23 protein-coding genes and 1 riboswitch are annotated in these 24,564 nt (G+C 48.8%); of the genes, 6 read left to right on the forward strand and 17 right to left on the reverse strand.

The genetic code is table 11. The features are described from left to right. On the reverse strand, positions 1-705 hold the full coding sequence (locus ACTRXG_RS00550; protein ID WP_474283521.1) for an urea amidolyase associated protein UAAP1: 705 nt from the start codon (positions 703-705) through the stop codon (positions 1-3). A 63-nt stretch (positions 706-768) separates the two neighbouring features. After that, positions 769-876, reverse strand: a riboswitch (guanidine-I (ykkC/yxkD leader). 229 nt (positions 877-1,105) lie between these two features. Here ACTRXG_RS00550 and ACTRXG_RS00555 point away from each other — a divergent pair. Continuing rightward, positions 1,106-1,435, forward strand: a complete 330-nt coding sequence (locus ACTRXG_RS00555) for a DUF3243 family protein (RefSeq protein ID WP_474261081.1) — start codon at positions 1,106-1,108, stop codon at positions 1,433-1,435. A gap of 54 nt (positions 1,436-1,489) precedes the next feature. On the opposite strand, the gene ACTRXG_RS00560 is transcribed toward ACTRXG_RS00555, so the two are convergent. Together ACTRXG_RS00560 and ACTRXG_RS00565 are read right to left on the reverse strand one after the other, a co-directional pair. Next, positions 1,490-1,636 carry a hypothetical protein gene (locus ACTRXG_RS00560; protein ID WP_322526794.1) on the reverse strand — a complete coding sequence of 49 codons (147 nt, stop codon included), beginning with the start codon at positions 1,634-1,636 and terminating at the stop codon, positions 1,490-1,492. Between the two features lie 183 nt (positions 1,637-1,819). Further along, positions 1,820-2,335, reverse strand: coding sequence for a DoxX family protein (locus ACTRXG_RS00565; protein ID WP_474283523.1), 516 nt, complete (start codon positions 2,333-2,335; stop codon positions 1,820-1,822). 195 nt (positions 2,336-2,530) lie between these two features. Between ACTRXG_RS00565 and ACTRXG_RS00570 the strand changes: the two genes are divergently transcribed. Further along, positions 2,531-3,655, forward strand: a complete 1,125-nt coding sequence (locus tag ACTRXG_RS00570; protein WP_474283525.1) for an NADH-dependent flavin oxidoreductase — start codon at positions 2,531-2,533, stop codon at positions 3,653-3,655. 97 nt (positions 3,656-3,752) lie between these two features. Here ACTRXG_RS00570 and ACTRXG_RS00575 read toward each other — a convergent pair whose 3' ends face one another. The 7 genes from ACTRXG_RS00575 to ACTRXG_RS00605 all read right to left on the reverse strand — a co-directional run bounded on the left by ACTRXG_RS00575 (position 3,753) and on the right by ACTRXG_RS00605 (position 13,094). Continuing rightward, positions 3,753-4,598, reverse strand: coding sequence for an SDR family oxidoreductase (locus ACTRXG_RS00575; RefSeq protein WP_474283527.1), 846 nt, complete (start codon positions 4,596-4,598; stop codon positions 3,753-3,755). Between the two features lie 106 nt (positions 4,599-4,704). Continuing rightward, on the reverse strand, positions 4,705-5,835 hold the full coding sequence (locus tag ACTRXG_RS00580) for an NAD(P)/FAD-dependent oxidoreductase (RefSeq protein WP_474283529.1): 1,131 nt from the start codon (positions 5,833-5,835) through the stop codon (positions 4,705-4,707). A gap of 234 nt (positions 5,836-6,069) precedes the next feature. Continuing rightward, positions 6,070-7,176, reverse strand: a complete 1,107-nt coding sequence (locus tag ACTRXG_RS00585; RefSeq protein ID WP_474283531.1) for a threonine synthase — start codon at positions 7,174-7,176, stop codon at positions 6,070-6,072. Between the two features lie 153 nt (positions 7,177-7,329). Further along, entirely contained in the window at positions 7,330-8,793 is a 1,464-nt protein-coding gene (locus tag ACTRXG_RS00590) for a glycoside hydrolase family 1 protein (RefSeq protein ID WP_474283533.1), read from the reverse strand. A 20-nt stretch (positions 8,794-8,813) separates the two neighbouring features. Then, complete coding sequence (locus ACTRXG_RS00595) at positions 8,814-10,715, reverse strand: beta-glucoside-specific PTS transporter subunit IIABC (protein WP_474283535.1); 1,902 nt, start codon at positions 10,713-10,715, stop codon at positions 8,814-8,816. Between the two features lie 126 nt (positions 10,716-10,841). Continuing rightward, positions 10,842-11,708, reverse strand: coding sequence for a BglG family transcription antiterminator LicT (licT, locus tag ACTRXG_RS00600; protein ID WP_474283537.1), 867 nt, complete (start codon positions 11,706-11,708; stop codon positions 10,842-10,844). A 237-nt stretch (positions 11,709-11,945) separates the two neighbouring features. After that, on the reverse strand, positions 11,946-13,094 hold the full coding sequence (locus ACTRXG_RS00605; protein WP_474283539.1) for a M14 family metallopeptidase: 1,149 nt from the start codon (positions 13,092-13,094) through the stop codon (positions 11,946-11,948). Between the two features lie 103 nt (positions 13,095-13,197). On the opposite strand from ACTRXG_RS00605, the gene ACTRXG_RS00610 reads away from it, so the two are divergent. Next, entirely contained in the window at positions 13,198-13,824 is a 627-nt protein-coding gene (locus ACTRXG_RS00610; protein ID WP_474283541.1) for a uracil-DNA glycosylase, read from the forward strand. 46 nt (positions 13,825-13,870) lie between these two features. Here the strand turns inward: ACTRXG_RS00610 and ACTRXG_RS00615 are convergent, their stop codons facing one another. The 5 genes from ACTRXG_RS00615 to ACTRXG_RS00635 form a co-directional block, all read right to left on the reverse strand. Continuing rightward, entirely contained in the window at positions 13,871-14,470 is a 600-nt protein-coding gene (locus ACTRXG_RS00615) for a short chain dehydrogenase (protein WP_474283543.1), read from the reverse strand. Positions 14,471-14,552: 82 nt separating this feature from the next. After that, the gene (locus tag ACTRXG_RS00620; protein ID WP_474283545.1) at positions 14,553-15,992 is read right to left on the reverse strand and encodes a glycoside hydrolase family 32 protein; all 1,440 of its coding nucleotides are present in this window, start codon (positions 15,990-15,992) and stop codon (positions 14,553-14,555) included. A gap of 10 nt (positions 15,993-16,002) precedes the next feature. After that, positions 16,003-17,442 (reverse strand): sucrose-specific PTS transporter subunit IIBC, encoded by a 1,440-nt coding sequence (locus ACTRXG_RS00625; RefSeq protein ID WP_474282410.1) that lies wholly within the window; start codon positions 17,440-17,442, stop codon positions 16,003-16,005. Between the two features lie 207 nt (positions 17,443-17,649). After that, a complete protein-coding gene (locus tag ACTRXG_RS00630; RefSeq protein WP_474261065.1) occupies positions 17,650-18,486 on the reverse strand; it encodes a PRD domain-containing protein in 837 nt (278 codons plus the stop codon). Positions 18,487-18,627: 141 nt separating this feature from the next. Further along, complete coding sequence (locus ACTRXG_RS00635; RefSeq protein ID WP_474261064.1) at positions 18,628-19,746, reverse strand: glycerol dehydrogenase; 1,119 nt, start codon at positions 19,744-19,746, stop codon at positions 18,628-18,630. A 156-nt stretch (positions 19,747-19,902) separates the two neighbouring features. Here ACTRXG_RS00635 and ACTRXG_RS00640 point away from each other — a divergent pair, with 156 nt between their 5' ends. From ACTRXG_RS00640 to fdhD, 3 genes are all read left to right on the forward strand, one after another. Then, a complete protein-coding gene (locus ACTRXG_RS00640; protein ID WP_474283547.1) occupies positions 19,903-20,427 on the forward strand; it encodes a sigma-70 family RNA polymerase sigma factor in 525 nt (174 codons plus the stop codon). A gap of 105 nt (positions 20,428-20,532) precedes the next feature. Beyond that, on the forward strand, positions 20,533-21,972 hold the full coding sequence (locus tag ACTRXG_RS00645; protein ID WP_474283549.1) for an alanine/glycine:cation symporter family protein: 1,440 nt from the start codon (positions 20,533-20,535) through the stop codon (positions 21,970-21,972). 147 nt (positions 21,973-22,119) lie between these two features. Continuing rightward, positions 22,120-22,932 carry a formate dehydrogenase accessory sulfurtransferase FdhD gene (fdhD, locus tag ACTRXG_RS00650; protein WP_474261061.1) on the forward strand — a complete coding sequence of 271 codons (813 nt, stop codon included), beginning with the start codon at positions 22,120-22,122 and terminating at the stop codon, positions 22,930-22,932. A gap of 17 nt (positions 22,933-22,949) precedes the next feature. Here the strand turns inward: fdhD and ACTRXG_RS00655 are convergent, their stop codons facing one another. Together ACTRXG_RS00655 and ACTRXG_RS00660 are read right to left on the reverse strand one after the other, a co-directional pair. Continuing rightward, on the reverse strand, positions 22,950-23,606 hold the full coding sequence (locus ACTRXG_RS00655; RefSeq protein WP_474283551.1) for an MOSC domain-containing protein: 657 nt from the start codon (positions 23,604-23,606) through the stop codon (positions 22,950-22,952). A 37-nt stretch (positions 23,607-23,643) separates the two neighbouring features. Beyond that, on the reverse strand, positions 23,644-24,564 hold the full coding sequence (locus ACTRXG_RS00660) for a DMT family transporter (protein ID WP_474283553.1): 921 nt from the start codon (positions 24,562-24,564) through the stop codon (positions 23,644-23,646).

The raw sequence follows: 24,564 nt of genomic DNA on the forward strand, positions 1-24,564 counted from the left end.
TCACACTAGTAATGAATGATATTCCCATGTATTTTCGAACGCCCGTCTGTTTTCCGGCTGATAGTTGACGCAATAGTCCTGTTCGTCTGCTTCCTTTACATTAAATACTTCCATTTTCACCGGAACTGACGGAAAATCCGCTGCCGGATCCTGGGGATTCGGCGTATTGGAGATAATCATTAAGCTGTCCATCTCCAGACGGAGCGTCACCGTGTCTCCCGCTTTGGCGTGCTCCGGGTCAAAATGCATGCTCCCGGATTCATCGGCATAAATTTTTGAAAATAAATTGATGTTCGGCACCAGGTCTCTTTTCGTTAAGCCGTGACGCATCAGTTCCTTGACGAAATTTTCTTCGCCGCTCCGGTAGTAATCGTTCAACAGCTTTTGAAACGTGGTTTCACCGTACTTGCTGTCGGTCCCTGCTCTTGTCGAATAGCCGCCGATAGGATCATGCCATCCTGAGCTGTCTTCAATAATGCTTGCCATCGCCCGGCCATTATCGGTCATCAGAATGTTTCCTTTTGTAAATTTCGATGTGTGCTGGGCCTTTAACGAGTCGGGCATATTGTAACGATCTGTCGTATTTTTAGCGTTGTACAGCAGAAGTGAAATGTTGGCTCCGTCTTCGAGCGCGGTAAACCGGACGGCCTTTCCTTTCGCCACCACATTCGACCATTTGCTTCCTGCTTCAATTATTTTTTCCATAATGGAGCCTCCCTTAGTAATATAAGCACCTGAAAATAAATAAAAAGCCTGGAAGAGTTTTCACTCTCCCGGGCTTTTGTCCCTCCGTGTATACAGGCATCACTGCCCGTACCGCATTCTCTCGGACCTGACCTTCTTTTTTCAAGAAGCGGAACCCTAGAAAGCATTGGCGTTTCCATCTGCGGAAACCTATATACTGTTTTTGCTGTTGATTTGTAGTCTAAGCAACATTACCGCAGATAACAACTACTATGTAAGCTTATCTAACACATTAATTTTCAGATTTATTTTTAAATTCTGCTTTCGTTTATGAATTATGGCCCATCTTTTCTTCTTTTTGTTTATTTTTTCACTGAAAAAGGAAAGCGTTTACTAGTACTCAACTAAAGGAGAGATAGCAATGGCGGAAGATCCAAAAAAAGCAGAACAGTACGTCGATAAACTGGATCAGGAAGACAAAGACCAGATTATGCAGAACTTTAATACGTTCAAAAACTACCTGGGCGACCAGGTGAAAAAGGGCGAAAGCATTGGTCTCGGAGAAAAAGGACTGGCGAAAGCCACTAAACGTGTCGCCGATCATCTGGCCAAGCACGAAGAGCCTCGCAACCGGGAAGAGAAAGTATTAAACGAGCTCTGGCAGAACGCTGAAAAAGACGAAAAAGATGCTATTGCCAAAGCTCTTGTCCGCATGGTCGACCAAACGAATAAAGACGAAGCCGAAGAATAAAAAAATCCCGCTTTTCAGTAAAAACTGAAAAGCGGGATTTTCATTTATTCACTGTCAGCCGCCCTGTATAGAACGGTAGATGAAATAAGCGATCACGAGTACAATGGCCACCGGCAGGATAAACTTAAAGAAACAGCCAGCCATACGAATAGCCAGAAAAACAAATACAATAAGCAGCAGAATACCTATAATAAATTCCACGGATACGGCCTCCCTTCTGCAACAAAGCTATATATCAAACATTATTAACTATTTTTCACTTTAATACTGCTAACATATATCTTTCCACCGTGGCTTTTTCATAAACATTATTCAGCGCCTTTCGTTATTATTACACATTTCTTCATGCAAAAAAGCCCTCATAAAAGGGCTTTTCAGCTGCCGCTATGCGGCTTTTGGTGTTTGTTGTTCTTTAGGCCCCCGTCCGACTTTTCCTTTCAAAGCTGGAACAAAGCGGTCGAGGCCGATTTTACCGGCGTTACCTTTTCCAACGAGGAGAAGGATGGCGAGAATAAGCATGATCGGGTTCGTCGACACTGTACCCGCCAGCAGAAATGCCATATTCATCGTACCGCCGAAGAAGGCGGCAGTGGTTGTAAACAAGCCAACAATTAAGCCGGCGCCTACCAGTACTTCACCCCACATGACGAGAAAGCCAAACAGTCCGGCATTCGGGATAGCGACATTTTCCAGGAAGGCTGTGTACCATGGATAAGCAGCTGCCGTGCCTCCGCCCTGCATGACCGGTTCAGCGACCGCCCCCTGCAGGAATCCGCCAGGGTTAAAGCCCTCTGCAATTTTACCAAGCCCCGAAGTGAGCCACGTCCAGCCTAAGTACAGGCGTACCACCAAAAACAGTACCGTCGCAGTCGTCGATTCCTTCAAAAAACGAATAATCATTATGATTCCTCCTTTTGTGAATGTATTCACATATTTCTTATCTTTAATATACCATATTTTATTTTATTGTGAATACTTTCACATGAATGGTCACAAAGTGTTCATATATGAAAGATGATGAAAATGATAAGCAACTTTTTCGCGAACTCCTTTTGGATCGTGCTATAGTAATTTGGCAGAAGGAGGGCTTAAGCAATGAACGAAAAATATACCCCACTATTTCAACCATTAACATTACCGAATGGAGTTACACTAAGAAACCGCTTTGTACTGGCGCCGTTAACCCACGTGTCCTCCAACGAGGACGGGACTATTTCTGACCGCGAGCTTCCTTACATTGAAAAACGGTCGGAGGATGTCGGCCTGGCTATTACCGCAGCAAGCAATGTGACAGCTTTAGGGAAAGCATTCCCCGGCCAGCCGTCGATCGCCAGAGACTCGGATATCGAGGGCCTGCGCCAGCAGGCTGCTGTCATGAAAAAGAACGGTGCAAAAGCCGTCGCCCAGATTCATCACGGCGGAGCCCAGTCGTTGCCTAAATTAACTCCAGGCGGCGACGTGGCAGCGCCAAGTGAAATTGAACTGGCGACCTTTGGCGAGCCGCAAAAGCATCAGGCTCGTCCGATCACGCATGAAGAAATCAAAGAAACGATTCAGGCGTTCGGGGAAGCTACAAGACGTGCAGCCCAGGCAGGCTTTGACGGCGTGGAAATTCACGGCGCCAACCACTATCTCATTCAGCAGTTTGTTTCTCCATATTATAATCGCCGGGACGATGAATGGGCTGACCCATTTAAGTTTCCACTGGCCGTGGTCAACGAGGTAACCGCCTCAGCCAGGGAACACGGCGGCGACGATTTCATCGTGGGATACCGCTTTTCCCCGGAAGAAGCCGAATCTCCGGGCATTACAATGGAGCTGACGAAGGAATTGATTGATCGTTTGGCCGAACACCCTCTGGATTATTTCCATGTGTCTCTGATGGATATTCATTCCGAAACACGGGAAGGCCAGTACAACGGACAAAAACGTATTCAATTGATCCACGATTGGATTGGCGGCCGTGCTCCGCTGATCGGTATTGGCTCCATTTTCACGGCAGATGACGCACTAAGCGCCCTGGAGACTGGCACAGAACTGGTTTGTCTCGGGCGGGAATTGCTGCTCGATCATCAGTTCGTGAGCAAAGTCCAGGAAGGCCGCGAACAGGAAATCAATGCCACCTTTGACCCTGAAGAACCGACAAAATACCATCTTCCGGAACCTCTATGGCAGCAGCTCTACAATGGATTTTATCCACTGCCTAGAAATGACAGCTGACACCCTTTCATAGACGAGTTATACGAATTTGTTAAATCATAATAAAAACCCACTCCCGGACACGAGATTTTTTTTATCATGCCGGGGGTGGGTTTTCCTATATCCAACTGCTTTTAAAATCATTAATATACACCCTTATATCTGTGGGCTCTTTCGCTGTTACTTTCTGATAATCATGCGTAATTCCTTTTGCGAGTCCCAGCTTCTTGGGAAAGTGAATGCCAATGACCACATTGATAAAATCATCATCTACGTTCATTTTTTTCATAAATTGTTTGAACTCTTTTACCGAGGGATCAGCATATTCAATATCAACACCTAAAATATCCGTCATAATGTTTGCTACCTCATAAAAATTGAGAGCTTCCCCGCCTGTGATGACATAGCTTGTATTCCGGTGTTTCGCAGGATGCATTAATGCTTTGACTGATATTTCAGCCAGATCTCTTGTATCCACAAAGCTCGTTTTCCCATTGCCGGCCGGCACAAAAATACGATGCCTTTCTTTAATTTCTTCACACAAAAAATCGTTAAAGTTCTGCATAAAATAACCCGCGCGCACAAATGTATAAGGAATGCCTGATTTTTTTATTAATTTCTCCATTTTATAGTGGTGAATAAATGGCATAAACTGCACATCCTTTAACGATAAATAAGAAATATGCTGAATGCCATGCTTTTTAGCCTGTTCTAAAAAGCTGCCAAATTGCAGATTATCTCCCGGGGGATACATTAAAAATATACGATCCACCTGGCTAAGAGCTCCATCAAATGTATCAGGCTTTGAAAAATCAAGCGTTACAAATTCATAACCATCACCAAATTCCGCTTTAGCTTTTTCGGGATTCCGCACAGCACCCACAAAAGGAATATTATTATTCGTAAGCTTTTGAGCAGCTTCAAATCCAACCTTTCCTGTAAAACCTGTCACTAAAACCTTCATGACCATCCCTTTCCTTTAGACAAGTCATTATCACAGTCACCTACGATACTTTGAAATCTTTATTTTAAGGCCGTAAGCCTTTTCAAAAACCACAGCCCCGCCACCATCAGTACCCCGTCAGATCAGGATCGGTTTTTCGTTCCACTGATTCGATATTTTGAATAATATCGGATACGACATATGATGCAATCGCGGGAGAGGCAGTTACCCCCGGGGAGTCCAGCCCCGCCAGATGAATCAGCCTCGGATCCTTCTCCGAGGAACGGATGTAAAAATCCGGCTCGGTAATGCTCGAGCGTATACCGGCATAATGGCGCTCCGTGAATTCATAAGGAATGCCTGTTGCAAGCATGTTGACTTCGTTTTGAATCTGCTCCATTCCTTCTTTTGTCGGAAGAGCAAAGCGAAAGCTGTTTTGTTTTATATCTGTCGGACCGAGACGGATTGTTCCGTCCGGCTGGGGAATGATCAGAATACCCTTCGTCCGGCTTGTGGGCGGCGGGTAAATGATGTGATTAATAAATCCCGAAGCCTGTTTTCCGAGCACCATATATTCTCCGCGCCTCGGAACCGGCTCAAACGGCACGCGATCCTCAATCATGCCGGCAATGGAAGCAGCGGCGGCTCCGGCGGCATTAATCACAAACCGGCTTTGAAAAACGATTCCCTCTTTCGTTTCCACTTCAAATCCTGTTTCTGTTCTACGCAGATCGATAATCCCGGTATTCGTATGAATTTCCGCCCCGTTAAGGCGGGCATTGGATGCGAGTCTATCCGTGAGCACAGCAGTGTCTGCACTCATGGCTTCGGGCATAAACAGGCCGCCTTTAAGCTCTGGGTGCAGCTTTGGTTCCCGCTCAAGCATTTCTTCCCTGCTTAAAATGGTGATCGTATGAACACCCTCTGCCTCACTCTGCCGCTTCAGCCAATGTAGTTTTCCAAGCTCTTCATCCGTGCGTGCCGTTGCGATCGCTCCGTGTTGAAAAACAGGAACGTCAAAGCGCTCCGCTAATATCCGGTGAAGGCGGCTTCCGTTTCTGCCAAGCTCAGACTTCATTTTTCCTTTGGCAGCGGGCATCATTGCAGGGGGATGGACAAGCGCGCTGTTATGCGTCGACTGGACGCCGGAGAGCGTCCGTCCTTTTTCAAGAACCACCGTTCGTCCCTGGTAATGGGAAAGCTCATGCGCAAGTGCCGTACCAACAATACCGCCACCAATAATCAAAAAATCAATCATCTCCCTCACTCCTCTTCGGGAAGCATATTCACGATGCCGGAAAACGAGTTATACGCTTATTCTATCCACCGCGAAAAACAATTGGCAACTCATCTGTCTTTATAGGAGCAAAAATATGTGTCTAATGAAAAACAAAAGCACGCAGCTTCAAAATTATTACGAATGCAATTTCTCAGTCACTCTTATACTGTTTGCGTAAATTGTTTTCTTCAGAAATGTTCAGCATAAATCCTATTACGAGGATTTAATCCCTGCTCCGCAGAGGGGGATAATTACCGTTTCGCTTTCTCCTCTCTGGTACTGAAGATATCCCGCATAGTTAATGGCCGAGGTAACTTCTACATAAAACCCTTTGCTCGCCAGAGCTTTCCTTGCGCTTAATATTTTTTCTTCCGGAATCCGGATAAATGTCCCGTTTGTTTGACGAACAGCCTGCAGAATTTGTGCCGAGCGCGCCGGCGCTGCGATGGCAATCCCTTCCGCGAGTGTGGATTTCGCAGCAGTCGGCTCCGCTATTTCAGCTCCCTTTTCATAAGCCTGGGCGAGCGGGGCGCAGTTGTCAGCCTGCACTGCCACGATTTTCGGCATCTGATCAATCAGATTATTTGTCAGCAGCTCGTGAAAACCGTAGTAAGCTCCTAAAAGCAGTGTCCCGTTACCTACGGGAACAATCACGGTTTCAGGCGCACGTCCGAGCTGTTCATATATTTCATACGCATATGATTTGGTGCCTTCAAAAAAATACGGGTTATATACATGGCTCGCATAAAATACCTGCTCCTGTTCGACTGCCTGCTGGGCGGCTGCGGCCACCTCTTCCCGAGTCCCCTGGATTTTTCGAATACGGGCTCCGTGTGCACTGATTTGATCGATCTTTTTCGGTGACGTCTTAGCACTTACGTATACGTCACAGGCAATACCTGCCCGGGCAGCATAGGCAGCCATGGCGGTGCCGGCGTTCCCGCTGCTGTCCGCGATTACTTTCTCCGCGCCCAGCTCTTTTGCTTTTGTTATCAACGCCACCGCGCCACGGTCTTTAAACGACAACGTTGGCATCATGTAGTCCACTTTAACGTATACCTCAGGATCTCCGGGTGATAAAGGAAGCAGCGGGGTCTGGCCTTCTCCCATAGACACGGCTTCCCATGGCCGAGTTTCCTTCGAAAACGGCATCGTTTCTGCGTACCTCCAGATGGATAATGGATAGCTTTCCCACACCTCCGGATTTACGGAAGGTGTTTCTCTTAAGAGATCCAGCACTCCTCCGCATACCGGGCATTTCCAGATAGTGAGGGTGATCGGGTGAATCTGTTCACACTCACTGCAAATATATTGGTTCATTCCGATCCCGCCTTTTCGAATGCTTTAATGAAAAATTTAAGCTGCTTTTTCATTACTTTCCCACACTTAAACGAAAATGCCAATGCCAGCAACAAAAGCTGAAGCCGGAGCACCCGCCCCGGCTTCAGCCAAATTAATAATGCATGATTTTTCTTACAGCTCTTCCCCGTTCGTCTGAATCACATTTTGGTACCAGTAGAAGCTGTCTTTTTTGCTGCGCTTGTTGGAGCCCTTTCCGTAATCGTCCCGGTCTACGTAAACAAAGCCGTAGCGCTTGGACATTTCGGACGTGGAAAAGCTCACAAGGTCAATCGGCCCCCAGGTGGTGTAGCCGATCAGCTCCACCCCGTCTCCAATCGCTTCTTTCATCTGTTCGATGTGGCTTTTTAGGTAATCGATGCGGTACGGATCATGCACCGATCCATCCTCTTCCATCTTGTCGTAGGCCCCCAGGCCGTTTTCCACGATAAACATCGGTGTGTCGTAGCGCTCATACAGCTGGTTCAGCAGCGTCCGAAGGCCGACCGGGTCAATCTGCCAGCCCCAGTCCGACGCTTCAAGATACGGGTTCTTCAGCTTGGTCAGCAGGTTGCCCCCTGCCTTTTCTCCCGTCGTTTCTTCACGCGCGGATACCGCTGACATGTAATAGCTGAACGGCAGAAAATCGATCGTGTTTTCCCGCAGCAGCTCTTCATCTCCGGGCTCCGTCTTCAGCTGGATGTCGTTTTCTGCAAACACCCGTGTCATATAGCCCGGATAGCCGCCCTTCGTAAAGACGTCAGTGAAGAAAAGCGTATTGCGCATGTCCTGGTGGGCAGCGAGCACGTCCTCGGGGTGTGGGCTGTTCGGGTAGTTGATCATGCCGATTACCATGCAGCCGATACGTGCATCCGGACTGATTCTCCGGCACGCTTCAATGGCCTTTGCGTTCGCCACAAGCTGATGGTGAGCTGTCTGGTAGATCGCTTCAAGCTTCCGGTCTTCCGGGACTACGTCCGGAATCAGCCCGCCGCCGACGTACGGGGCCATCATCAATGAATTAATTTCGTTAAAGGTGATCCAGTATTTCACCTTTCCTTTGTAGCGCTCAAACACGGTTTCGGCGTAGCGGGCAAAATGATCCACTGTTTCTCTTCCGTAAAAGCCGCCGTATTCGGTCGCCAAATGCAGTGGAATTTCATAGTGGGAGAGGGTAACAAGCGGCTCTATGCCGTGCTTGTGCATTTCATCAAACACATTATCATAAAACGCCAGTCCCTCTTCGTTCGGCTCTGTTTCAGTACCGGTCGGAAAAATGCGCGCCCAACCGATCGAAATGCGGAACGTTTTAAATCCGAGTTCCTTTAAAAGGGCAATATCTTCCTTGTACGTATCATAAAAATCGATGCCGAACCGCTTCGGAAAGATCCGGTCTTCTTCAGTTTTCAGCACATGTTCAATCTCCTCCCGGCTCGGATATGGCAGCTTCATGGACGTCCGGTCTTCAGGCTCAATCAGTTCGATAATGTCTGCGGTGGAGAGCCCCTTGCCGTCTCTATTATAGGCTCCTTCAGCCTGGTTGGCGGAGATAGCTCCGCCCCATAGGAATCCTTCTGGAAATGATGGTTTAAATGTCATAGTGCCCACTCCTTCTCTATTTACTGAATAATTGAAAGCATTGTATCGCCTGGTTCAACGTTACCGTCATTGTCTCCAATCACATCTAAATAATCGTTTGTGTTGGTAACAATAATCGGCGTGGATAAATCATAGCCTGCTTCACGTATGGCTTTAATATCAAATTCTGCAAGCAGCTGTCCCTTAGTGACCGTATCACCCTGCTGCACGTTCGCCTGGAAATATTGCCCATCCAATTGTACCGTATCGAGCCCGATATGCATAAGCAGCTCCGCCCCTGAATTCATTTTAAGGCCGAAGGCGTGCTTACTCGGGAAGACGGTGGACATTTCGCCGTCTGCCGGAGCATAAAGCTTTCCTTCTATCGGAATCACAGCGATGCCTTTCCCCATGGCTCCAGAGGAAAACGCAGCATCATTTACTTCTTCAAGCGGAATCACAGCGCCCTTAAGCGGGCTCGCAACTGCCTGGTTTTCCTTCGATATGGTTGACGTTGCCGCTACCTCCTTCGCAGTCTGGGTATCAGTAGTCGTTTCTTCCGGTTGGTCCGGTGCTTTCTCTTCAAGCTCATCCTTATAGCCAAACAGGTAAGTGAGGAGAGCCCCGAGGGAAAACGCGACGATAATCGATACCACAAACAGCCCAAATCCTTCCCCGAAGTATACCGGCAGGGCAGCCAGACTTGGCAGTGCTACCGCAAGCGCAGAGGCATTAGCAATACCTGCAATCGCACCGCCGACACCACCGGCAGCTGCGCCTAAAATAAACGGACGTTTATAGCGAAGCGTCACCCCGTAAATTGCAGGCTCGGTAATACCGAACAATCCGGAAATTGCAGCCGGACCGGCGATCGCTTTTACTTTCCGCTGGCGTGATTTTAAATAAACACCCAACGCTGCTCCGGCCTGTGCAAACACAGCCGGCGCAAGCAGAGCGGAAAACGTATCCTCCCCGTACACGCTTAAGTTGTTGATTCCAATTGGTACGAATCCCCAGTGCAGACCAAAAATAACAAACACCTGCCAGAACACACCCATAAACGCCCCGGCAATCATTGGACTTGCGTCATAAATCGACGTATAGCCATCAGCAAGCCAGCCGCTGATTACCGTACCAACCGGACCGAAAACAATCAATGTTAACGGAACCATAATAACTAGAATAAGAAGCGGCGTGAAAAACATCCGGATGCTTGAATGCAGCCAGCCGTTCAGTACCGCCTGCAGCTTCGACATCACATAAACAGCTAAAATAATGGGAATAACCGACGATGCGTAGTTACCCATCAGCACCGGAATCCCGAGAAATCCAAAGCTGCCACCCTGTTCTTCCCCAAATGCGATTAAATCCGGATACAGAAGAGCTCCGGCGATCAGCACTGCTACGTATGGATCTGCCCCGAATTTACGGGCAGACGTGATGGCCAACAGGACCGGAAGGAAGTAGAACAAGCTGTCCGAAGCAGCGTTCAGCACCTGGTACGTCCCGCTTGTTTCCGTTAATACGCCTGTGGCTAGCAGCACCGCTACCAGCCCTTTTAGAATACCGGCTCCTGCAAGCGCTCCCAATATTGGAGTGAAAATGGCGGAAATAATATCAATCGCCCGGTTAAACAAATTACCCTCGTTTCCTTTGTCCTCCGAAGTGCCTGCATTAGCATCATCGTCGCCAAGCTTTGTGTCCTTCGCGATCGCTTTGTAGACGTCGGAGACTTCATTACCGATAACGACCTGAAACTGACCGCCGCTTTCCACGACCTGAATAACTCCTTCAAGCGCCTCCACCTGCTCCTTGTCTGCCTGGCCTCTGTCTTTCAACCGGAATCGAAGTCGTGTGGCACAGTGAACGAGCGACTGTACGTTTTCTTCGCCGCCGACGCCGGCGACGACACTTCTGCCAAGCTCCTGATAATCTTTTTTCATGTCTACACCCCTTTTTATTAGTATTTTAGGCAATGAAAAAACCTAAACTGAACAGATGACAGAAAGGAAAAATCCCCTTCCATACTCTGCTCAGCTTAGGTTTTGCCTGCTTCATCAGTAACAACCCTACTCTGAGTGGTTTTTATTCAGTTGATGCCTGGATGCGACCCGGTGAATGTGAACCGTTAAATAAATCAGTTCGTCGTTGCATACGCTCCAATCATATTTGTTTTCGACGTATTTTTTAATTTTTTCACTGCACAGAAAGGCTTCTTTGTACTGCTTTTTCACCTGCTGATATAAAAAATCATCATCGGCATCATACTGCAGCCGCTCCTTTCGGACGAGACGCCAGGCAAAAAAGCGCAGATGCGTTAAAAAGCGTTCATAATTCAGCGTATCTTCATCAAGCTCCATTTGAAAGTGGTATTTCACGATACTCAGCATATCGTTAACGATGCCTACAGTTTCTACAACTTCTTCGAGGCCTTCCCCGGACATTTGGCTGTTCACGAGATGCAGCGTAATCGAAGCTGCTTCGTGCTCATCAAGCCGGTGGCCGGTTTCTGCTTCAATAATGTTCAGTGCTTTTAAAGCGACAGCAAATTCTTTACGGTAATACTTCCTGATTTCCCAGGCGAGTGTATTCTGCAGCGACATTCCCTGTTCATAGCGGCGGATCGCAAAGCTTAAATGATCCGTCAGTGCCACGTATAAGTAATCATCAAGCTTTACACCAAGATCCTCTTTAGCCAGGGAAATAATCTGTTCTGCAATCGACAGGTAGGTTTCGGGCACATCTGCCAGAAGCTCAGCCAGTTGGTCGGAGACGTTTTCATTTTCAAGCACAAACGTTTTCTCCACCTGCTCCTGATCGACCGTTTCCCCGGCTTTGCGCTGAAACGCCAAACCTTTCCCCATCACTACCATTTCTTTTCCGTGGCGGTTTTCCGTCAGAACTACATTGTTATTGAAGACTTTTTTTATCTGCATATCTCCTCGCCCTTTGCCTGAATAGTCCAATAAAAAAACCTAAACTCACACACACCATTCTACCAGAACGGCGCGGAGTTTAGGTTTTGCCTGCTTCATCAGTAACAATCCTAATTTAAGGGAATATTCTTTTGTAAACGTTTTCTATATATCTATTTTTATCACAGGCAGTGGCCGGGGTCAATACTTATTTCCTAAATAACAACCGGGACTTTAGATTTTCGTCGCAGCTGGCGGCTATTTTTTAACGAGCTGCACCCCCGCTTCTTTTTCAAGCACGAGATTAAAACCGGCTTTGCCCTTTTTCAGCACTGCCTGTCTCCAGCTTTCCTCGGGCGGGTCGAAGAGCTGATGAAATTCCTTCTGCAGTTCACGGGCATCCGCTTCTTTTTTTGCCCCGTACCAGTAGTACTGGTTTTCGTGCACGACAATATCGAGCGCTCTCATCTGATCCGGCAGCCGGTTGCCGATTGTGCCGAACTCCAGCAGGCAGGAGAAAATATACTTATCCGGATGTCTTCGGCTGTAGACATCCTTCACGTATTCTGCGTCCTCTCCTTTGATTTCCCGCACATCTGTTTTTTGCACATCGTTTACCTCAGGATGCCCAAAGTGCTTCTGGAGCTGCTTTTCCTTGCGCGGGTCTGAATGCGGCACCTGCAGCCACAGCTGTTCGGAAGGCCCCAGCCCGGTATGAATGTCAATATGGACGACCGTTTCGTATTCCTTTACCCACTCATCCATACGCGACAGGAGCTTTTCCACCGGCTCTTCATAAGCTGCTCCGCCGTAAAAAATACCGGTTGGATACTGGTACTGTCCCATCGTTGCTGCTTTTTCCAGTCCGGATACGCCTCGCTTAAACACCTTTGCCCCGAGAGAGCTTAATAGATTCCACCGCTGTTTTTTCCAGCTTTTCACCGGTCCCTCCGGCACAAAATGTTTCTTTTCTTTTTCAAATCGCTTGTTCAGTGAAGCAGGCACATTGTTCCAATCCTTCATAAAATTACGGTTCAGGTCCACGTTGTTTTCACTCACCCGCCGCCGGTTTTTCATCCCCCACGGGTTCACGGCATGCACAAGACGTATGCCGGTCGTATTCGGATTCAGCTGGGTCAAACACTCGTCGATAAACAGCTGCAGAAGCGCCGACCCTGCGTATCCTTCTATCCCGTGCACGCCGGTGGTGACGACAATCAGCGTACTGGAATGGTATCTGGCGTCCGCTGCAATAATATCGGTCGTGTTATTGTTTTCCGGCTCTCCGACAGCGTACTGGGTCAGCGAGGCCTCCGGCCATACTGCTGCCACGTCTGCGCTTCTTTTCCGGAAAGCCCTTCTTGCTTCTTCGTACGTAGGGAAAAAATATTGATCGGATGATTTCATTTTACTGCCTCCCTCATCAAAATTGGTCTTACGCTCATTATTCCTCGCCAATTCGGGTACAAACCTATTAGCGGCAAAAGAAACCATAAAAAGGATGATAACTATGCAGCTGCCTTCTTCTTTAGTACAGCTCGCCAACGAACGCATTGAACCATTTGACTGTGAAGGATTTCTGCCGGGAGCCGGTCCGAAAGACGCCACAATTATGTTTGTCGGGGAAGCTCCAGGCGAAACCGAAATTCATAATGGCATCCCCTTCAGCGGAAGAGCAGGAGTTATTTTCGACTCGTATCTCGACGACTTGAACATTAAACGGGACGATATTTATGTTACAAGCGCCGTGCGAAGCCGTCCGTTTAAATGGGGACAAACGAAGGCCGGGGTGCGCCGGAAATACAACCGGACCCCGAACCAGAAAGAAATACAGGCCCATGCGCCTGTACTGGATTATGAAATATCCCAGGTACAGCCCGAGTGGCTTGTGCCGATGGGCAAAATCGCCTACCAGCGGCTGCTCGGAAAAAGCCCCAGACTCGGTGATGTGACCGGCAGAATTCAGACGTCTCCAGTACAGCAATGGGATGAAGAATCCAACTCGTACATTTGGACGAAGAAAAACTACAATATTTTTCCGATCTATCATCCGGCCGCGATTCTGTATAACCGAAGTCTCGAACAGACAATGAAGAACTACCTGAACACACTCGCCGCTCACGCGCTTCGCACCTGAAAAAGCTCCGGAGCACAGATGAATGTCTGTGCTCCGGAGCTTTTTATTAGTATACTTCGTACGTCTGGCCGGTCTGCTGGCCTTCAACGCTTTTCTGATATGCAAGGGAAACTTTATCTCCCGGCACGGGATCAAAGCCGCGGAAAAAGCCGCCAAGCTTTTCTGCCGATTCGCTCAACAGGTTCGGACTGATATTGTTAATCCGGATGTCTCTCGGCAGTTCAATAGCCGCAGAGGTGACGAAGCCTTTTACGGCACCATTCGCCATCGCAGCGGATGTTCCCTGAGGAATCGGATCGTCCATCATGACGCCGGATGTGAGCGTGAAGCTGCCGCCGTCGTTCACGTATGGAATACCGATCAGCACCAGGTTGATCTGGCCCTTCATTTTACTGTTGATTGCTGTCTGGTTCTTTTCTGGAGTCAGCTCAGTGAGCGGAGCAAAGCCGGCGCTTCCTGAGGCCGTAATGACTGCATCCACGCGGCCGGTGGACTCATACATCTGTCGGATGCTGTCTTCGTCCGTAATATCCACCTGCACGTCCCGGCCATTTCGCCCCGCACAAAGAATGTCGTGTTCGTCTTTTAAGCGTTCGTATACGGCACTTCCGATCGTACCTGAAGCCCCGACTAACAATATGCGCATGAAAATCTTCCTTTCTGTCTCCAAAGTTTCTCTACGCTTATTGTTCCACTTTTTTCCGTCTTACAAACACCAGGACGTTTCCTCATGTCCACTGCAGGGACTCCAGCTCCCATGCATCGACATGAAAGACTGCAGGTGTTTCAGCTGAAAATTGGAGCTCCCCTTCTTCCTGCTCCGGGAACAGGCGGGAGGTCGAGACATATTCCCCGTCGTTCACAAACACTTCTGCAGAGGAACGGTCAAACAGGCAGCGAATCGAACGCACGCTGTTTACCCGGCCCGTACGGCGGACCAGAGCGCCCGTCTCCAGGTCCGGCCGTTCAAAGGTAATCGTCTGCTCCCAGGCATTATAGGAAATATGAAAATAACGGCGCCAGGAAACGGTCCAGCTTTTATCCTCCTCCACATCCAGATAAACCTCTGCCACTGCGGCATTCCATGACTGCCATACTACCGCCTCATTATTCACAGCAACGACCGCGGATGCGTGCTCTTCCCGCAGCTGCCGGTACTCTTTAATTGGCTGCTGGTACAGGTGCCCGTTTTTCATTGTCAGCTCCCGGGGGACCGTCAGACAGTGAACCCAGCCGTTAGCAATCGTCGGCTGCGCCTGTTCCTGCTGGTCCGGCACTCCCATCCAGCCAATCATCAGACGCCGGCCCCGTTCATCCAGAAACGTCTGCGGGGCGTAAAATTCAAAACCGAGGTCAATTTCACGAAACCCGCCATGGGAAAACGTGCCCGTTTCCGGAAAGAATTCACCGGCAAAAATACCGGTCTGATACTGATTCTGATACCGATACGTTTCTGCTTCAAGCCCCTGCGGAGAGATGAGCAGTACCCGCGAGTCGTCCAGTTCAAAAAAGTCCGGGCATTCCCACATGTAGCCAAAGGAGGCATCCAACGTAACTCCTTTTCCGGCAAGTGGTCCTAAATATTCCCACTCCCACAGGTCCGCCGAACGGTACAGCAGTATCTGTCCTTCCAGATCGTGGCGCTGGGCACCGACCACGAGCCACCAAAAATCCGCCTCAAACCATACTTTTGGATCACGGACGTGAGCAGTGTACCCTTCCGGCTGATAAATCACCGGGCCGTGCTTTTCAAACTCCACTCCGTCACTTGAGACTGCAACACACTGATAGCTCGTCCGGTTCCCGTGTTCGTCTTTGACATTTCCTGTATAAAACAAGTATAGAAGGCCCTCATGCGCTACCGCACTGCCGGAATAGCAGCCGTTTTTCTCAAAATCGTGCACTGGTGCAAGTGCCGGGGGCAGAAGCTCCCAATGGACCCAGTCCCGCGTCGCCGCATGCCCCCACCATTTGCTGCCGTGACCAGTTTGAAACGGCATCCACTGGTAAAACACATGGTACACTCCCTGCCACTGCACAAGACCGTTCGGATCATTCATTAATCCTGCTGGAGGCATCAGGTGAAACTGCTGTCGAAAGGGGCCTGCCGCTTCAACTGTTTGTACTATTTGTTCTGCTTCCTTTCGAAGCGCCTGCTCCTCTTTCATTGCTTCCTCCTTATACAGCTTTTTCCTCACTGTCTTTTTCTGTGTTTGTTTTTTCTTTCTTCGGCTGCTGTTCTTCTTCCTGCCAGCCGAGCAGCCATGCCGCAGTAAATGCGCCGCCAACAGCGACCAGTAAACCGATTGCGTAGTTAACCGGATCGTTTGCAATCGCAAACATCGGCAGGCCGGTCACCCCAATGCCATTTGCTGTGACATTTGTAATTGTCACGTACGCACCGCCAAGAGCGCCGCCAATTGCAGCCCCGATAAATGGCCGGCGGTAGCGGAGGTTTACCCCGAAAATGACTGGCTCCGTGATGCCAAGAAAGGCAGCGAATGCTGACGGACCAGCGATTTCTTTCATTTTTTTGCTCTTCGTTTTCACCCATACGGCAAGCCCGGCTCCGCCCTGAGCTACGTTAGCCATCGCCCATATAGGGAGCAGGTAGTTGAAGCCGACCTGGCCGAGAATTTCTGCCTCGATCGCGTGAAAGCTGTGGTGCACACCGGTTAAAACAATCAACGAATACAGGCCGCCAAACACGAGTCCGGCAAAACCGGCACCCGAATCATACAAAAATGACAGCGACGTGGTTACGCCTTCTCCGAGCAGACGGCCTAGCGGGCCGACGACCATTAGTGCTACAAATCCTGTCGTCATGATCGTTAAAAATGGAGTTACGAGCAAATCCACCATATTAGGTACAAATTTACGGAACAGCTTTTCGAGCCAGCACATGACATACACAGTCAGCAGCACCGGAATAACCGTACCCTGATAGCCGAGCAGTTCGATATTCATGCCGGCGAAATTGAGCATTTCCGGCTCAACGCCGCCCTCCTGCAGCCCCCACGGGTTCAAAAGCGTCGGGTGGGTCATAATCCCGCCGACAACAGCCCCTAAGTACGTATTACCGCCGAATTCACGTGCCGCACTGTAGCCAATTAAAATCGGGAGAATAATAAAGGCGGCCGAGGAGAACATATCAAGCAGAATGTATAACGAGCTGTCGCCGTCCGCCCAGCCGAAGCGGTTCATCAAATTCAAAAGACCCATCAGCATACCGGCGGCTACAATAGCCGGAATGATCGGCACGAAAATATTGGATAGCACCTTCGCAAATCGTGATACCGGATTCATTTTCTTTTTTACAGCTTCATTATGATCCATTTGTTTTTGTTTATGCTCTGCGGATTCGTCATCGAGACCAATTTCCTCTGCAAATGGCTGAAACACCTTATTAACCGTACCTGTGCCAAAAATAATCTGAAACTGTCCGGAGCTTGAAAAAGCTCCCTTTACGCCTTCCAGGTCTTCAATTTCCTGCTTATCGATTTTGCTTTCATCGTCGATGACCAGCCGGAGCCTTGTAGCGCAGTGGCTGGCGCTGATAACATTATCTTTTCCGCCAAGGAGCGGTACAAGTTCTTTTGCTATTTGTTTATGATCCATTCGGACATTCCCTCCCCTAAAGTAACGGAAGCTGTTTTTAAACATAAAAAAGACCCAAAACGAGAAGGGTAAACGTGTGCCTAGGATACACGTTTCCTGTCCTCATTTTGGGTCTTGCCTGCTCGAAGCAGTAACAACTCCCGATATGTGTAATGTACGAAAAGTATACAAAATGAAAAGATTTATGTCAACGCTTTCTTTTCAAATTTATGAAATCGACTGATTCGATAAAATGCGTTGAATATGAAGCGCAATATAGCCGATTTCCGGCAGGGGAAATGGAAGACCTGCCTCCTGTTTAACGTAATCGGCCAGCTCGTACGCGACAGTATAGGCCTTCTCATATTTCGTCTGAATCAGCTCGAGCATCTCGGGGTCCATGTCATCAAACACTTTTCCGTCCTCTGCTCTCGAAAGGGCGAAATTTAAATGAACGACGAGCCGGTGATATGACATACCGCGGTCCGCAAGCTCGAGCCCGGCACGGTCTTCCACAATTTGAATCAGCTCCTGGATCAATGAGGTTCTGTGCATCGTCTCCTCCATTGATCCGGTCTGCAGCTTCGCCGTATGCAGATGCAGTGCAATATGGCCTGCCTCGTCCTCCGGCAGCTCGACGCCCAGATCTTTTTTGATCTTCTGAATGGCCCAAACGCCGATGCTGTACTCCTCCTGGTAAAGCGCCTTAATTTCATGAAGCAGCTTATTTTCTATTTTAAACCCCTGCTTAATACGTTCGAGCGCAAACGCCAGGTGATCAATGATCGAAATATGAATGTGATCGCTGAGGGGCAGATGCATTTCGCCCTCCGCGTAGCTGATAATTTCTTCCCCGACTTCAATAACTTCAATCGGAAGAGTCTTCAAAAGCTGCTCAAATTTTGGCGTTTCTTCTTCCATGCTGAATATCTTTTCTATTTTCTTCTGGTTAACGGGATCGTTTTTACCTTTTTGAAACCCAATTCCCGCACCAAAAACGATCTTCTCACGGTCTCCGTGATGGACGACTACCGCATTATTGTTCAGTACACGCAGGATCTTCATGCACCGGCCTCCTCTCCTTCGATACTATATCACCCTCCAGCCGAGATTTCACGCAGAGAGCAAACCTCTCTTTCCTCGAAAAGATAACACAAAAAGCCGCGGGTCGTATAACCCGGCGGCTTCATGAACGTGCAGATAAATTTATTTCAGGCCGTGTTCTTTTTTATACGCTTTCGAGTACTGATCAGCTGCCTGCATGGCGCTTACCACGTCATAAGGAGTCAGCGCAAACGGCATATTATGGCTGCTTTCTCCTTCAGTTAAGGCCGCTTCCGCCACCTTCATCAATTCTTCCTCCGACGCGTCTCCAAGATGAAGATCATCCAGAGTGATCGGCAGCTCCAGGCGGTAATACAGATCCACGTACTTTTCGAATTCCTCTTTCGAGCGGTTCTCAAGTGTCAGCTGGCTCAGCGTGCCAAAGGCTACTTTTTCCCCGTGCGTCATGTGATGCACGTCCCCGTCGAGAACGGTAAATCCGTTATGAATCGCATGAGCAAGCGCAAGGCCGCCACTTTCAAATCCAAGACCGCTCAAAAGCGTATTTGCTTCGACAATCTGTTCAAGGGCATGGGTGACAATCTGTCTTTTGTTGGATTCATAGGCGAGGAGTCCATACTGAAACAGCGTTTCTTCACACTTTTCCGCAATTGCTGCGCCAGCAATCGTGGAAAGTCCGCCGGACATTGCGTTGGCGTTCGCCTGAATAGCCATGCGCGCTTCCACCCATGTGGCCATCGCATCTGCTATCCCGGACGCGAGAAAACGGGGCGGGGCGCCGGCGATGATTTTGGAATCCATGACGATTAAATCTGGATTTTTCGAGTAAAAGCGGTACGATTCGAACACACCCTCGTCCGAATAGATAACGGAAAGGGCGCTCGTCGGGGCGTCTGTGGAAGCCGTCGTCGGAACGATGACGCAGTAGGCATCAGGAATCTGGTCGCGGACCCCTTTTGCTGTATCGAGCGTCTTACCGCCTCCTACAGCCACAATCATTTCTGCTCCAGCCGATTGGGCTTCTTCGGTAATCCGGTTAATTTCCCCGGTGGAGGCTTCCCCGTTAAAGGTAATGTTTACGGCTTCTATACTCTGCTGCTTGAGACTGTCAACTACTCTGTTGCCGGCCAGGTCCCATACAAATTCGTCTGCAATCACAATTGCTTTACTGCCCATTTCTTTAACATAGGCGCCTACCTCATCCACAACGTCGACTCCCTGCACATATTTACTCGGACTGATAAATACTTTGTTTCCCATTTTCATTCCTCCAGGTTCAATTTTCCACTCTTCAACATCATTCCCTTATGTAAGATTTTTACTCATCATTATAAAGCGAACTTATGTTCGTATAAAGGTTGTCATTTTTAACAGAAGATGCCTTTTATACATATAACATACAAGGAGGAATTCATATTGACCGCGACCTTTCATCAGCAAAAGCTCATTCAGCAATTTTTAGACATCTCCGAACATCAATACTTCTGGGAACACGGGTATACAGACAAGCTCGACGAGGCCTTCCGCACCTTTTTTCTCGATGTGAAAAAGCAGGTCTTCATGCAAAAAACAATTTACTGGGCAGCGGTTCACTATGACAAGCGGGAAAGAAAGCAACGGGACCGGTTTCCACTTGCTGTTGATACAGGGGAAGAAACATCTCAGACGCTCCTTCCTGCTGTTTCTTTTGCAGATCAGGCCCGGAGCTTTTCCGTCAAACTTTCCGCACATATTGAAAATCCGGAGCTTTATGAAATTATTCAACAGCGTCCTGAGAAGGAGCAAGCGGTGTTATACGCTTTGTTTGTTGAAGGATCGACAACGGCGGAGACAGCCCAGACGATGAACGTGTCCCAGCAGGCTGTCTCTAAAATCAAACAAAAATCCCTGCGCATCCTAAAAACACATTTGGAAAACTGCGTGGCATCCATTGATAAGTAATTTATGTTTTTTCTTGTATTCCTTTACAGGAATTCCTTGAAAACAGTGTCCGAGCGCCTCTGAAAAATGTATAATAGATGCAACCTTAATTGAAGGAGGATACATATGGGAAATTGGTTAACAGCTGATACATGGTTTTATAACCTTGTAGGGTCTCTCAGTGACGTGATCTGGAGTTACCTGCTAATCGCACTCTTACTTATTTTAGGCGTTTATTTCACCATCCGCACCGGCTTTGTGCAGTTCAGGCTGCTCAAAGAGATGGTTGTACTTTTATTTAAAGAGGGCACTGATCGCTCAGGCTTTAGGGAACGCAAGGGTACTACAGCGTTTCAGGCATTTGCGATCAGTACCGCTGCCCGTGTCGGTACCGGGAACCTTGCCGGGGTAGCCCTTGCCATCAGTGCCGGCGGTCCTGGTGCAATCTTCTGGATGTGGGTCATCGCTATTATCGGTGCTGCTACCGGGTTTGTGGAAAGTACGCTTGCACAGATGTATAAAGTAAAGGATAAAGACGGCTTCCGCGGCGGTCCGGCCTATTACATGGAGCAGGCATTGAACGCCCGCTGGCTCGGTATTATTTTCGCTGTTTTGATTACCCTTTGTTTTGGTTTTATTTTCAATGGCGTGCAAACCAACACGATCGCCCAGGCGTTCAACGGTGCTTATAATATTCCAACAGTTTATGTCGGGATCGCCATTATGCTTTTAATTGGCGTTATTATTTACGGCGGGGTCCGGCGTATCGCTGTCGTAGCCGAAATTATTGTGCCAATTTTTGCTTCGCTGTATGTAATTGTAGCCGTTATCATTATGATTATTAACATCGCAGACGTACCGCAGGTATTCGGTCTTATTTTCGGTCAGGCCTTCGGAATTCGTGAGGTCGCCGGAGGCACAATTGGCGGTGCTCTCATGCTTGGTATCCAGCGCGGGCTCTTCTCCAACGAAGCCGGTATGGGTAGTGCACCGAACGCGGCCGCAACAACGTATGTAAGCCACCCGGTCAAGCAGGGACTCGTTCAGTCTCTTGGTGTTCTGACCGATACGCTTATTATATGCAGCGCGACAGCGTTCATCATTTTGCTTTCCGGTACGTACGCTGATGCCGGGGCAAATATTGAAGGCATCCAGCTGACCCAGCAGGCACTCGCCTTTCACTTAGGGGACTGGGCACAGACATTCGTCTCTCTTGCGATCTTTTTCTTTGCTTTCAGCTCCCTGCTCGGGAACTATTACTACGGGGAAGTAAACGTGGAATTCATCTCTCCAAAACGCAGATACGTCCAAATTTTCCGTGTCTGCTTCCTGCTGTTCGTTCTTCTTGGAGCAGCCAGCGGCCTCGAGCTTGTGTGGGCGATGGCAGACCTGTTTATGGGCTTAATGGCAGTCGTCAACCTTATAGCGATCGCGCTGCTCGGTCATATAGCTGCCGCTGCCCTCAAAAACTACATGGATCAGCGCAAGCAGGGGCTCGATCCGGTCTTTTATAATGACAGCATCCCATGGCTGAAAAATTTAAAAGTCTGGGGCAAAAAGCGATAATTCCAATCCGTTCGGCCTGCATCTTTTTAGAAGATGCAGGTTTTTTGTGCATTTTTTTCTGTATATACCGTATTACGTGGTACGATAAAAATATAATGTTATAAACTCTACCTCGTGCCGGGCACGGATTTTGAAAGGGGTACCAATATGCCGGACCGTTCCACCGCCCTTCAGCCTATCGTCTCCTATTCGCCGGAAGAGGGGCTTTACACAGCAGAAGATCAGGTTGCACTGGAAAAGCCAATGACGATTGTCGTAAACGATGAAGAGTTCGCAACACTTGTATGCACCCCCACCCACGTGGAGGAGCTCGTCGTCGGGTTTCTCGCATCTGAAGGAGTCATCTTATTTTACCGGGAGATTGAATCGGTTTCTCTTGACGATGACCTGGGCTTTGCCTACGTTTCCATCAACTCCAACCGGGTAAAGGAAGCTTCTTTTTACTCAAAGCGGGTGATTGGTTCCTGCTGTGGCAAGAGCCGCCAGTTTTATTTTCAAAGCGATGTCCAGACAGCGAAAACAGCTGTTACCAAACGCACGCTCACACCTGAGCAGTGTCTCGGGTTTATGAAGGAAATGCAGGACAACAGCGTCGTGTTTAAGAACACCGGCGGAGTCCATAATGCTGCCATTTGCGATACAGACGGCATTATCGTTGACCGCTCTGACATTGGCCGGCACAACGCGCTCGATAAGCTGTACGGGTACTGTCTGATGAACGGCATCCAGGTACGCGACAAAGTACTTGTTTTCAGCGGGCGCTTAAGCTCCGAGGTGCTGACTAAAGCAGCCAAAATGGGCATGGGTATTATTTTATCCAAATCCGCTCCGACAAACCTTGCAATCCGCCTTGCAGATGATTTAAATATCACGGCTGTCGGGTTTATCCGCGGCTCTACCTTTAACGTTTATGCCCATGCTGAACGAATCAGCGCCGACGTCCCTTCTGCGACAAAATAAGCACTGGCCTTTATGGCTCAGTGCTTATTTTTCAGTTTATCCAGCTTTTTATACAGGGACTTTTTCCATTCTTCTGAAAGAGCGGCACACTCCAGCGCTTTTTCAACTTCGGCCGGATCTTCTGAATGGTAGGTGATCCGGTTCACGCTAGCAACACTTAAGGACGTGGTTCTCGTTTCGAGGTGCAGCGGCTGATTTTTTTCTACGGTTCCTGCCTGGCGCACCCGCATGTAATAGCCGGAATAACTGGTGTCACGAACATAGAGGGGCAGCTTTTTGATACCGTGGCGTTTCGCAATTTTATAGCAGGGCTCCCGCGGCTGGCTGATTTCCACAACTGCTTCTCCCCAGCGGAAAACGTCGCCGATCATCACATCCTCCTCGACACCGTTCTGAACCGTCAGGTTTTCCCCAAACCCTCCGTGCGGAAGAGCGTCTTCGAGCGTTCTGCTCCAATACGCGTAATGCTCCCACGGATACACGCAAACTGCTTTCTCCGGCCCCCCGTGGCTCTTTTTGTCTGCCTGCTCATCTCCATCCAGGCCGGTCTCCGATAAATACAGGGAATCTTCGAATCGCTTTGTTTTATTAATAGCCGAAAATACTGGCTTTTCCTTTTCGGCTGATATGTCCTCCGGCTTTCCCGTAAACCATTCCATTACCCGTATGTTCATACACTTTACCTCCTCGTGTAGTATATTTAGATTCTATTTAAGACTGACGGTTTAAGGATGCTTTCCCCAGCATTTTGCCGAGCAGCGTATCCCCGTAAACCGTAGCAATAATTGCCACAAAGACGAGCACAATGCCGAAGGTCTGCCAGAGCGTAAAGGAATCACCAAAAACAGCTACACCGATGACGATCGCCACCACCGGCTCGATAATCGAAAGGATGGAAGCCCTTGATGATTCCACATGGGCCAGACCGGCTGTATATGCTACATAAGCTATCGTTGTAGCTGCCACCGCAAGCCCAATGCCGTTCCACCATACCCCCGGTTCCGTAAAAGCCTCCGCCTTTTCCCACAGGCGGCTTGTCGGCAGCAAAAACAGGCCGCCGAGGATCATGGAATAGGTCGTGATCGTAAGCGGATGATACCGGCCACTTAAAAACTTTCCAAAAATACTGTAGAGCGCGTAAAAGAAACCAGAAGCAACACCGAACAAAACGGCCGCTGCGGCGACACTGTCCGACCCAAGAGGAATCAGTCCGACCGCGTACATGCACCCGGTAATCATAATCACAAGCGCCGCTATTTTCCCTGTCGTCAGCATTTCCTTAAAAACAAACCTGGCAATAACGGCCACAAACAACGGCCCCGTGTAAAGCATCACTACCGCAAGAGAGATGCCGGACACCTCCATCACCGAGAAGAAGAAAAAGTTAAAAAAAGCAATACTGATAATACCAGTGCCGACAAACAGCGGCAGATCCTGCCAACGGATGCGAAGCAGGCTTCTCTCCACAATACTCAAAAACAGGGTAATAATAACCGCTGAAAAAATCAGACGGATGCCTACGACCTCCCACGGCGTAAATCCATATGTATATAAGTTTTGCACAAACAACCCCGTTGTGCCCCACAATGCTGCCCCTGCCAGGACTAGCAGATACGCTAACCGTGCCGGCAT

It is taken from the genome of Marinococcus sp. LNSP9103-4, from assembly GCF_056034345.1.